A 10,926-nucleotide genomic window follows, 5' to 3' on the forward strand; every position below is an offset into this window, starting at 1 on the left:
TCCGCCCACCGCTGTCCTCCTCGTCGTGCTGCCCTGACCGGCCCGTCCACCTTCCGGACGCGCCCCGTCCGCCCCGCGGACGGCCGCCCCCACCGCCCGACCCGACTCGGGTGCCGTCCGACCAGCGGGATTGCCGTGTTCACGGTAGTGCCCCGGTGTCGGTGGTGGGGACGGCGGGGTCGGCCGTAGGCTCCGTCGGGCGGGCCTTTCGTCCCGCCGCGCAGGGTCCTGAGGCCTCTGCCGCCGGGCCGCGCGTCGCTGCCAGGGTGGGGGAGGAGCGGACGGGGCGTCAGAGCACACCGCGGCCCGCACCGAACCGCCGAGCGTCGACGACCTGTCGACAGTGTGGAGGAACAGTCATGACGTCAACCGTGCTGGCCGGGGTCGACGGATCGCCGCAGAGCGCCGCGGCCGCCCACTGGGCCGCCGCCGAGGCGGTGCGCCGGGGCGCCTCGCTGCGCCTGGTGCACGCCTGGCCGTGGCTGACCGACGGCGTGTCCTCCTTCGCCGAGGCGGACGACCTGCCCGAGGCCGTCCGCCGCACCCTCGCCGAGGCCGCCGAGGACATCCGCGGCCGGCACCCCGACCTGGCCGTGGAGACCGACGCCGTCCTGGACGCACCGGTGGACGGCCTGCTGGCCGCCGCCGCGGAAGCGGAGCTGCTGGTGCTCGGCTCGCGCGGCCGCGGCGGTTTCACCGGCCTGCTGCTGGGCTCGGTCAGCATGTCGGTGGCCGGGCGCAGCACCGTGCCGCTGGTCGTGGTGCGCGAGGAGGGCGAGGCCGGCGCGGGCGAGGTGGTGGTCGGCGTCGACGCCCACACCCCCGAGACCGAGGTGCTCGACTTCGCCTTCCGCGAGGCGGCCCTGCGCGGCGCCCGGGTCCGGGCGGTGCACGGCTGGGAGCTGCCGCCGGTGTTCGGCTACGCGGGCGGCGCCGTCCCGGCGGCCGAGCTCGCCCAGCTGGAGGCGCTGGAGGCCAAGCTGCTCTCGCTCGCCCTGGCCGGTCCGCGCGAGCAGTACCCGGAGGTGGAGGTGGTCGAGGACGTGCAGATCGGTGCCGCCCGCGCCCTGGTCGAGGTCTCCGCCGGCGCCGCGCTGGTCGTGGTCGGCCGGGGCCGGCGCCCGGTCGAGTTCGGGCCCCGGCTCGGCCGGGTCGCGCACGCCGTCCTGCACCACGCCGAGGCTCCCGTCGCGGTCGTCCCGCACGGGTGATGGACGGCCCGTCCGGTGGATCCGCCCCCGTCCCGATCCACCGGACGGGCCCGACGGCCTCCCGCCAGGGCCCGACGGCCTCCCGCCGGGGCCTCCCGAGCGGGAGGCCCCGGCCCGGCGGCCGCGAGGACGGGCCCAAGGGCCCTGTCCCCGGACCGGTCGGGGCGCGCACGCTCGTAAGCAGCGGGACCCGCGGGTCCCGTGCGGCCGAACCCCGCGGTTGAAGCCGAAGCCTCGCGGTTGAAGGAGTGGATCGCCATGACGCTCGACCCGGCTCTCACCCAGATGCTCAGCACGGCCGACCTGCGCCTGCTCGCCGCGGCCGGCGGCGCGGCGCCCTCGCTGCACAACAGCCAGCCCTGGCGCTTCGCGCCGACCCCGGACGGGCGCGGGCTCGCCGTGCACGCCGACACCGGGCGTTCCGTACCCCTGGCCGACCCGGTCGGCGCCGCGGCGCACATCGCGGTCGGCGCGGCCGTGTTCAACCTGCGGGTGGCGGCCGGCCGGCTGGACCGGGAACCGCAGGTCCGGCTGCTGCCGGAGGCCGCCGAGCCCGGCCTGCTCGCCGTGCTCGACCTCTCCCGGCCGGCCGTCGAGGAGACGCCCTTCGGCCGCGACCTCTATCCCGCGATCGCCGCCCGGCACTCCAGCCGCGAGCCCTTCACCCAGCGCGACGTCCCCGAGGCGGTGATCGGCGAGCTGATGGCCGCCGCCCGCGAGGAGGGCGTCGCGCTCGCCGCGCTGGAGGAGGACGGCGTACGGCGGGTGCAGGCGCTGACCGCCGAGGCGGAGCGCCGCATCGCCGCCGACCCGGCCCGCGTCGCCGAGTCCCGCTCCTGGCTGCGGTCCGACGACGGCACCGCCGAGGACGGCATCCCGCAGGCCGCGCTCGGCCCGCAGGACCACGACGCCCGGGTGCCGATGCGCGAGTTCGCCGGCCGCCCGCCGGAGGCGCCCGCGCAGCCCTCCCGGCGGTTCGAGGCGCTGCCCCAGCTGTGCACCCTCACCACTCCCGGCGACGGCCCGCTGGACTGGCTGCGCACCGGGCAGGCGCTGGAGCGGGTCTGGCTGCTGGCCACGGTGCACGGCGTCCGGCTCACCGTTTGGCACCAGGCGATCGAGTGGCCGGACATTCGCTGGGCGCTGCGCGACCCGGCCGCCGGGCCGGGCCACGTCCAGCTGGTGCTGCGGGCCGGCTACGGCCCGCCCGGGGCGGCGACCCCGCGCCGGACGGTCGAGGAGACGCTCGGGGAGCCCTGAGCCGAGTGTCCCGCCTGAGCCGAGCGTCCCTCCCGGAGCGTCTCCCCGGCCCCTGGGGCCCGAAGCCCGACGGCTTCGGGCCCCGGGGGCGTTCGGGGAGGGTCAGCGCGGCCGTTCGGCCGCGGGCAGCACCTGGGCGGCGAGCCGCAGCGGCGGACTGTGCCGGAAGGCGAGGGTGAACTCCACCCACTGGCCGGCCCGCAGCGGCGGCGGCTCGGCGATCATCAGGTCCGCGTCCTCCGGGGTCATCCGCAGTTCGCCGCGGCCCGGCACCGGCAGCGCCGAGGCCGGCTCCCAGCGGCCCGCCGCGCCCTGGTGCAGGTGCCGCTTCAGTGTGATCCGGCCGCCGAACTCCCAGGAGGCGCCGGTCAGTTCGTCGGGGACGTCGCCCGGGTTGCGGACCGTGAAGAAGGCCGCCGTGGCGGTGGCCGCACCCGCCGTCGGCAGCAGTACCCAGCCCGGTTCGGCCGTCACCGGGAGGGCGCGGCCGGCCCCGCCGACCGCCGTCCACCCGGTGAGCAGGACCAGGGCCAGGGCCGCCGCGCCGACCGGCGGGCCGGCCACCGCGAGACGCCCGGCGGCCCTCGCCGCCGTCCCTCCCTTCGCACCCCTCACACCCGTCACGCCCCTCATGCCCCTCACGCCCTTCCTGTTCTCCACGCCCCTCACCGCCGTCCTCCCCGGCGCTGTCCCCGCCCCGGCTCCCAGGTGCGCAGCCGCAGGCTGTTGCCCACCACGAGCAGCGAGCTGAGCGACATCGCGACCGCCGCCAGCATCGGGTTGAGCAGCCCGACCGCCGCCAGCGGGATCAGCACCAGGTTGTAGCCGAAGGCCCAGAGCAGGTTGGCCCGGATGGTCGCCAGGGTCTGCCGCGCCAGCCGTACGGCGTCCACCACCGCCTCGATGTCGCCGCGCACCAGGGTCAGCCCGGCCGCGCCGATCGCGGCGTCGCTGCCGGAGGCCAGCGCCACCCCGAGGTCCGCCGAGGCCAGGGCGACGGCGTCGTTGACGCCGTCGCCGACCACCGCCACCGTCCGTCCGGCGGCGCGCAGTTCGGCCACCACCTCGGCCTTGCGCTCGGGGGAGGCCGAGGCGTGCACCCGCTCGATGCCCAGCTCGGCCGCCACCGCCCGCGCGGCGCCCGGGCCGTCCCCGGTCAGCAGGACGGTCTCCAGGCCCAGCCCGCGCAGCCGGTGGAGCGCCCGCCAGCTGCCCGATCGCAGGGTGTCGCCGACCACCAGGACGGCCGCCGGCCGCCCGTCCAGCTCGACCGCGACGGCCGTACGGCCCTCCTCCGCGGCCTGCGCGGCCGCCTCGGCCAGGGCCGGGGGCAGGACGGAGTCGTCCGGCCGCACCACCCGCACGGCCCGGCCCTCGACCGTCCCGGACACCCCGAGCCCGGTGGTGGCCGCGAAGCCGTCCACGGCCGCCGGCGGCCCGCAGCGCTCCCGGGCCGCCGCCGCGACGGCCCGGCCGATCGGGTGCTCGGAGCGGTGCTCGACCGCGCCGGCCAACCGCAGGGCCTCGTCCTGGGCGAGGCCGTCGGTGGTGGTGACGGCCGACAGCTCCATCCGTCCGGTGGTCAGTGTCCCGGTCTTGTCCATAACCACCGTGTCCACCCGGCGCAGGCTCTCCAGCACCTCCGGGCCGCGCACCAGCACGCCCAGTTCCGCGCCCCGCCCGGTCGCCGCCAGCAGCGCCGTCGGCGTGGCCAGCCCGAGCGCGCACGGGCAGGCCACCACCAGCACCGCGACCGCCGCCGTCACCGCCGCCTGCGGGGCCGCGCCCGCGCCCAGCCAGAAGCCCAGCACGCTCGCCGCGATCGCCAGCACGCAGGGCACGAACACCCCGGCCACCGCGTCCGCCAGCCGCTGCGCCCGCGCCTTGCCGGCCTGGGCCTGCGCCACCAGTGCGGTGATCCGGGCCAGTTGGGTGTCCGCGCCGACGGCCGTGGCCCGGACCACCAGGGCGCCGCCCACGTTGACCGTCGCACCCGCCACCACGGCGCCCGGGCCGACCTCGACCGGCACGCTCTCCCCGGTCAGCAGGCTCAGGTCGAGCGCCGAACCCCCTTCGACCACCACCCCGTCGGTGGCCACCCGCTCGCCCGGCCGCACCACGAACTCCTGCCCGGGCAGCAGCAGTTCGATCGGCACCAGGCGCTCCTCGCCGTCCGCCCCGCGCAGGCACACCTGCTTGGCGCCCAGCTCGGCCAGCGCCCGCAGCGCGGACCCGCTGCGCCGGCGCACCCGGCCCTCCAGCAGTCGCCCGGCCAGCACGAACAGCGGTACGCCGACCGCCGCCTCCAGGTACACGTGCGCGGTGCCGCCGCCGTCGGCGGTCAGCGAGAACGGCATCCGCATGTCCGGATCGCCGGCCCCGCCGAGGAACAGCGCGTACGCCGACCAGCCGAAGGAGGCCACCACACCCAGACTGACCAGGGTGTCCATGGTCGCCGCCGCGTGCCGCAGCCCCCGCATGGCCCGGCCGTGGAAACCGGCCGACCCCCAGGTCACCACCGGGACGGCGAGCGCGAAGCAGACCCACTGCCAGGCGGTGAACTGCGCCGACGGCACCATCGACAGCACCAGCACCGGGACGGCCAGCAGGGCGGTGACCAGCAGCCGCCACCGCTCGTCCGGCTCCTCGGCCGCCATCCCGACCGGAGCCCCCGCGGGCAGCGGCTCGGCGGTGTAGCCCGCCCGTTCGACCGCCGCCACCAGTTCCGCGACCGGGATCCCGGCCGGGTGCAGCACCCGGGCCCGCCCGGTCGCCAGGTTCACCCCGGCCGTCACCCCGTCGATCCGGGCCAGCCGCTTCTCCACCCGGCCCACGCAGGCGGCGCAGGTCATCCCGCCGACCGCCAGATCGGTGGCGACCACGGGCTCGGCGACGGCGCTCACCGCATCCCGCCCATGTCGTGCCCGCCCATTCCGGGGGACGCCCCGCCCCCGCCGCTCGGCCGCAGACCGGGCGCCACCGGCCCCACCTGCCGGCCCACCCCGTAGGCCACCACGAACACCACCACCAGCAGCAGGAGGAAACCCGCCAGCACACTCAACGGCCGGACACCCGGCGACTTCGCACTCACCTCCCAGCAGTCGGACGCGACCGCGGAACGGTTCCCGTACGCTCCGAAATCGAGGCGCGAATAATCGGATGACGAGCCGCGGCCCGACCGGGTAGCGTCCGGGACGGCGCCTCCCGATGCGCCTGGCCCCGGTTACTTCCTTTTCGAAAACCATCAAGTGACACCGGTGCCGATTCTGATCCCGGGAGGCGCCCGTCCCGGCACGCGCCGGTTTCGGCCCGCGCCCGCCGTCGCCGCGTGCCCCGGCTCGCCCGTCGCCGCGTGCCCCGCCTCGCCCTTCCCCTCCCGCTCCGGCCCGACCACCCACCAGGGGGACCTCTGCATGACCCGGTTCAACCGCCAACGGACCAAGGCCGCCACCAGGGCCGAGATCCAGCGAGAACTACCGGGACTCACCGCACGGGGGGTGCCCTCCCCGCTCTCCACCCACGGCCAGTGGCCGATCCCGGAGGTCCGGCACCTGCGCTCGGCGCCGCCGCCGGTCGTCCGGCGCACCGCGGCCGCCCCGGAACGGACGGCCGCCCCGGGAACGGCGGTCACCAACCACCAGGGCGGCACCGGCTACCTCCGGGAGCCGAAGGAGGAGCTGTTCCTCCTCGCCGTCTCCCACCTGTTCGGCCAGGAGGGCTTCTACGAGTCGGCCGTCGAACGCGACGAGCGGTACGTGCGGCTGATCCGCGAGCACGCCGTGAGCGACCCCGAGTGGACCCTCGGGCTGCTGCGCTGGCTGCGCACCGGGTTCCGCGTCCGGACCGCCGCCCTGGTCGGGGCCGTCGAGTTCGTCCACGCCCGGTCGGCGGCCGGCGCCGCCGGGTACTCCCGGCAGGCCGTCGACGCGGTGCTCCAACGCCCCGACGAGCCGGGCGAGTTGCTGGCGCACTGGACCGGCCGGTACGGCCGTCGGCTGCCCCAGCCGCTGCGCCGCGGCATCGGCGACGCGGTCCGCCGGCTCTACACCGGCCGCGCGCTGCTGAAGTACGACACGCCCTCGCGCGCCTTCCGCTTCGGTGACGTCCTGGAGCTCACCCACCCCGCGCCCGACCCGGACAAGCCCTGGCAGGGCGCGCTGTTCCGGTACGCCCTGGACCGCCGCCACCGCCCGGACCGCGCCCTGCCGCCCGCCGACCAGCGCCTGCTGAGCGCCCACCACGAACTGCTCGGCGTCCCGCCGGCCGACCGCAGGGCGCTGGTCACCGAGCCCGGCGGCGCGCAGCGCCTCGCCGAGGCCGGGATGACCTGGGAGGCCCTGGCCGGCTGGCTGCAGGGCCCGCTGGACGCCGCCGCCTGGGAGGCCGTCATCCCCTCGATGGGCCCGATGGCGCTGGTGCGCAACCTCCGCAACTTCGACCAGGCCGGCGTCGGCGACGAGCCGGCGGCGCGGGCGGCCGGCCGGATCGCCGACCCGGAGGAGGTCCGGCGCTCCCGGCAGTTCCCGTTCCGCTTCCTCGCCGCCCACCGCGCCACCCGCTCGTCACGCTGGTCCGAGCCCCTGGAGACCGCCCTCGGGCACTCGCTGGCCGGGGTGCCCGTGCTGCCCGGCCGCACCCTGGTGCTGGTGGACCGCTCGTCCTCGATGTTCGACCTGCCGTCGGCCCGGACGCAGCTGAACCGGGCGGACACGGCCGCCGTCTTCGGCACCGCGCTGGCCCTGCGGGCCGAGCGGGCCGACCTGGTCCAGTTCGGCACCGGCAGCCGGGCGGTCGAACCGGAACCCTCGGTGCTGCGGACCCTGGGGCTCTTCCGCAACCTGGGCGGCACCGACACGGCCGGAGCGGTCCGCCGGCACTACCGGGAGCACGACCGGGTGGTCGTGGTCACCGACGAGCAGGCCCACCGGTCGAGCGCCGACCCGTTCGCGCCCGTCCCCGAGGACGTCCCGGTGTACACCTGGAACCTGGCCGGCTACGCCGTCGGCCACACCGCCCCAGGCCCGCGCCGCTACACCCTCGGCGGCCTCAGCGACGCGTCCTTCGAACTGATCCCGCTGCTGGAGAGCGGCCAGGACGGCGGCCACCCCTGGGAGCGGTCAGCTCCGCACGCTGCGCGGCCCGATCGCCCCGGCGCCCAACACACCGACCCGGGAACGTAGTTCACGGTCGGCGGTGACCACCAGGCAGGTCCGCTCCGGGTCCTCGGTGCGGGCCGCGCGGACCAGCTCCACGATCCGGTCGTCCCCGCTGCCGCCCGCCGCGACTACCCGCACTCCGGCCACCCCGTCGACGCCCCGGGCCGCGCCCTCCACCACCAGGACCACCTCCAGCGGGCCGGGCAGCTCCGGCACGCCCCGGGCGGCCACCGCGACCAGCCCGTCCCGCAGCCGCTCGGCGGCGCCCCGCCGGTCCCGCCACCAGCCGTCCGGCACCGACCCGACCACGTTCGCGCCGTCGACGACCAGCAGGGGGAGCGGCCCGGCCGCGTTCTCGTCCATGGCCGCCAGCCTGCCACGTCGTCGCCCCGCGCCGGGCCGCGGGCACACGGGCACGCGGCTCGGCCGAACCGGGGACCCGCCCGGCATGTCCGGCGCGCGCTGCCGGGCGGCCGCACGGCGGTCGGGTAGGCAACGGGCCCATGGAGACACGCATCGACGAGATCGCCGAACGCGTCTACCGGGTCTCGACCTTCGTCCCGGAGATCGCCCCGCCCACCGGGTTCACCTTCAACCAGTTCCTGGTCGACGCCGAGGAGCCGCTGATCTTCCACACCGGGATGCGCCGGCTGTTCCCGGGCGTCTCGGAGGCGATCGGGAAGGTGGTGCCGCTGGAGCGGCTGCGCTGGGTGACCTTCGGGCACGTCGAGGCGGACGAGTGCGGGGCGATGAACGAGCTCCTCGCCGCGGCACCGCACGCGCGCGTGGCGCACAACACGCTGGGCTGCCTGGTCTCGCTGAACGACCTGGCCGACCGTCCGCCGGTGCCGATGGACGACGGCGAGGTGCTGGACCTCGGCGGGCGCCAGGTGCGCCGCCGGCTGCGCAACATCAACACCCCGCACGTGCCGCACGGCTGGGAGGCACGGGTGCTGTTCGAGGAGCAGACCCGCACCCTGTTCTGCGGAGACCTGGCCGGAGTTCGTCGGGCTGCCCAGCGTGCTGGCGGGCCCGCACCCGTAGCTCAGTCCGCGAGCGTGATCCGGATGCCGACGGTGCCGCGCTCGCCGCGCCGCAGCCGGCTGCCGAGCAGGGTGAGCACGCCGAGCAGGCCGTACTTCTGGCGCAGCAGCGTGCGGTAGGCGGCGGTGCGCTCGGGGCCGAGGATCTCGGCGGTGGCGGGGTACTGCTCGCCGGTCGGGTTGCCCTTGACGTCGCAGGGGCCGGCCAGCACGTCCGCGCGGTTGCGGATCCGCTTGACCTTCCAGGAGTCCGCGACGGTCCAGACGCCGAGCGCCTCCCCGTCACGCACCACCCACACCGGGGTCGGCACGGTGGTGCCGTCCTTCTTGTACGTGGTGACGAGTAGGTAGCTCCCGGAGGAGAGCCGGACGATCCGGGAGAGCCGGTCCGCGGCGGAGTGGTCGGGCGTGGTCATGGCCGGAAGTCTAGAGGGCGGTTCGCCGGAACCCGGCCGGCGCGCTCCCCCGGAAGGGCGTGCGGGCCGGGTACCGTCCCCGCCGGTCAGTCGGATCCGGTGCGGTGGGTTCGGGCGCGGGGGCGGGCGCTGCGCGCGCTGCGGATCAGCGTGCGGGCGTGGCGGACCGCGCGGCGCCGGCCGCGGCCACCGACGCCGGTGGCGCCCCCGACGGAGGTCGCACCGCCCCCGCCGTACGCGGGGACGGGGACGGCCCGGGCGGGCGCGGCTCGGCGGCGGGCGGCGGTGCGGGCGGTGGCCCAGGCGGCGAGCGCGGTGCCGAGGGCCGCGGCGGTCCAGACGGCGGCGGCGAAGCCGGAGTCGGAGCTGCCGGCCACCGGCGGGCGGGACCAGGGCGGGAGCTGGTCGACGGCCTCGGCCCCGGCCCCGGCGGACGGGGCGGGCGAGGGGCGGGCGGGCTCGTCGACCAGTTTGCCGACCGGCTGGACCTTTCCGGCGGCCGCGAAGCCCCAGTCGAGCAGGCTGGCGGCCTCGTCGTACACCCTGCCCTGCGCATCGGGGTGCATCACCGTCACCAGCAGGGTGCGGCCGTCGCGTTCGGCGGCGCCGGTGAAGGTGGCGCCCGCGTTGGTGGTGTAGCCGTTCTTGACGCCGATCAGGCCGGGGTACTTGCCGAGCAGCCGGTCGGTGTTGGCGATGTCGAAGCTGGTGCGCCGGCCGGTGGTCTTGTCCAGCCCGCCGGGGAAGCTCGCGGTGCGGGTGGAGCAGTAGGAGCGGAAGTCGGTGTTGCGCAGCCCGGCCCGGGCGAAGAGCGTGAGGTCGTAGGCGGAGGAGACCTGGCCGTCCATGTCGTAGCCGTCGGGGGAGACCACATGGGTGTCCCGGGCCTGGAGGGTCCGGGCGCGCTCCTGCATCTCGGTGACGGTCCGCTGGATGCCGCCGTTCATGTGGGAGAGGACGTGGACGGCGTCGTTGCCGGAGCTGAGGAAGACGCCCCGCCAGAGGTCCTCGACCCGGTAGGCGAGGTTCTCCTTGACGCCGACCAGGCTGCTGCCGGCGCCGAGGCTGGCGAGTTCGGCCGTGGTGACCTTGTGTTCCAGGCCCCGGTCGAACTTGGGCAGCACGGTGTCCGCGAACAGCATCTTGAGGGTGCTGGCCGGGGGCAACGGCAGGTGGGCGTCACGGGCGGCGAGCACCTCGCCGGTGGCCGCGTCGGCGACCAGCCAGGATCGGCCGGTCAGTTCGGACGGCAGGGCCGGCGCCCCGGCCAGCGGTTCGACCTGGACGGCCGGGCGGCCGAGCCGCTCCCCGCCGACGGCGGGGACGGAGTCCTGGGCGAGGGCCGCCGGGGCGATGGCGGAGAGCACCAGGGCGGCACAGGCGGCGGTGCCGGCCGCGGCCCTGGTGACGTACGGGGACTTCTGCTGCACACGCTTGGGCTGCACACGGCGAACGTACCCGGGCCGCCGCCGGGCCGCCGGACCTGCTGCTCCGTCCGGAGTTCTGCGGGCGCGCGGGGAGCCCGGGGGGCCGCCCGGAGCCGTGCGGACCCGTGCGGAAGGGACGACTTTGGTGGCGCGGGTCCGCACCGAAAGTCGGACGTCCGGCGACCGGCCGCCTTCCTAGGCTCGGGGGCATGAAGACGCTGCTCGGCTACCTCGGTTCGGTGTTGATCGTCGGCGGCGCCTCGGGCCTGTTGTCCACCTGGATCGAGGGCTTCCGGCTGTTCGGTTTCGTCCGGGTCCTGGTGCCGGCGGGCCACGAGATCGCCGGGTACGCGACCCTGGTGGTGCTCGGTGTCCTGCTGGCGCTCCCCACCCCCCCGCACCGATCCCACCGC

Annotated in this window: 10 protein-coding genes and 1 pseudogene; 5 read left to right on the plus strand and 6 right to left on the minus strand. The window is 76.8% G+C overall.

What is annotated here, in order from left to right; genetic code table 11:
* Positions 1 to 359: 359 nt before the first annotated feature.
* A complete protein-coding gene (locus ACFVGO_RS21110) occupies positions 360 to 1,211 on the plus strand; it encodes a universal stress protein (protein ID WP_380633343.1) in 852 nt (283 codons plus the stop codon).
* A 258-nt stretch (positions 1,212 to 1,469) separates the two neighbouring features.
* Positions 1,470 to 2,471, plus strand: a complete 1,002-nt coding sequence (locus ACFVGO_RS21115; RefSeq protein WP_359900928.1) for an Acg family FMN-binding oxidoreductase — start codon at positions 1,470 to 1,472, stop codon at positions 2,469 to 2,471.
* Between the two features lie 102 nt (positions 2,472 to 2,573).
* Here the strand turns inward: ACFVGO_RS21115 and ACFVGO_RS21120 are convergent, their stop codons facing one another.
* From ACFVGO_RS21120 to ACFVGO_RS21130, 3 genes are read right to left on the minus strand one after another with little or no spacing between them, the layout of a single operon-like run.
* A complete protein-coding gene (locus ACFVGO_RS21120; protein ID WP_380633345.1) occupies positions 2,574 to 3,086 on the minus strand; it encodes a copper chaperone PCu(A)C in 513 nt (170 codons plus the stop codon).
* A 50-nt stretch (positions 3,087 to 3,136) separates the two neighbouring features.
* Positions 3,137 to 5,374 (minus strand): heavy metal translocating P-type ATPase, encoded by a 2,238-nt coding sequence (locus ACFVGO_RS21125; protein ID WP_359900933.1) that lies wholly within the window; start codon positions 5,372 to 5,374, stop codon positions 3,137 to 3,139.
* Entirely contained in the window at positions 5,371 to 5,532 is a 162-nt protein-coding gene (locus ACFVGO_RS21130; RefSeq protein ID WP_359900935.1) for a hypothetical protein, read from the minus strand. The genes ACFVGO_RS21125 and ACFVGO_RS21130 overlap by 4 nt, the downstream gene beginning before the upstream one ends.
* Positions 5,533 to 5,884: 352 nt before the next feature.
* Here ACFVGO_RS21130 and ACFVGO_RS21135 point away from each other — a divergent pair, with 352 nt between their 5' ends.
* Positions 5,885 to 7,651 carry a TROVE domain-containing protein gene (locus tag ACFVGO_RS21135; protein ID WP_380633348.1) on the plus strand — a complete coding sequence of 589 codons (1,767 nt, stop codon included), beginning with the start codon at positions 5,885 to 5,887 and terminating at the stop codon, positions 7,649 to 7,651.
* On the opposite strand, the gene ACFVGO_RS21140 is transcribed toward ACFVGO_RS21135, so the two are convergent.
* Entirely contained in the window at positions 7,589 to 7,990 is a 402-nt protein-coding gene (locus tag ACFVGO_RS21140; protein WP_359900939.1) for an NTP pyrophosphohydrolase, read from the minus strand. The two genes, ACFVGO_RS21135 and ACFVGO_RS21140, sit on opposite strands and share 63 nt — an antisense overlap.
* A gap of 140 nt (positions 7,991 to 8,130) precedes the next feature.
* Here ACFVGO_RS21140 and ACFVGO_RS21145 point away from each other — a divergent pair, with 140 nt between their 5' ends.
* Positions 8,131 to 8,790 carry a hypothetical protein gene (locus ACFVGO_RS21145; RefSeq protein ID WP_380633350.1) on the plus strand — a complete coding sequence of 220 codons (660 nt, stop codon included), beginning with the start codon at positions 8,131 to 8,133 and terminating at the stop codon, positions 8,788 to 8,790.
* Here ACFVGO_RS21145 and ACFVGO_RS21150 read toward each other — a convergent pair.
* The gene (locus ACFVGO_RS21150; RefSeq protein WP_380633352.1) at positions 8,673 to 9,086 is read right to left on the minus strand and encodes a PPOX class F420-dependent oxidoreductase; all 414 of its coding nucleotides are present in this window, start codon (positions 9,084 to 9,086) and stop codon (positions 8,673 to 8,675) included. The genes ACFVGO_RS21145 and ACFVGO_RS21150 overlap by 118 nt on opposite strands.
* A gap of 86 nt (positions 9,087 to 9,172) precedes the next feature.
* A complete protein-coding gene (locus ACFVGO_RS21155; RefSeq protein WP_380633354.1) occupies positions 9,173 to 10,531 on the minus strand; it encodes a D-alanyl-D-alanine carboxypeptidase family protein in 1,359 nt (452 codons plus the stop codon).
* Between the two features lie 191 nt (positions 10,532 to 10,722).
* Here ACFVGO_RS21155 and ACFVGO_RS21160 point away from each other — a divergent pair.
* Positions 10,723 to 10,926, plus strand: a pseudogene (locus ACFVGO_RS21160) (hypothetical protein); the annotation flags it as partial.

This window comes from Kitasatospora sp. NPDC057738 (assembly GCF_042798815.1).
GTDB classification, from domain to species: domain Bacteria; phylum Actinomycetota; class Actinomycetes; order Streptomycetales; family Streptomycetaceae; genus Kitasatospora; species Kitasatospora lactacystinica.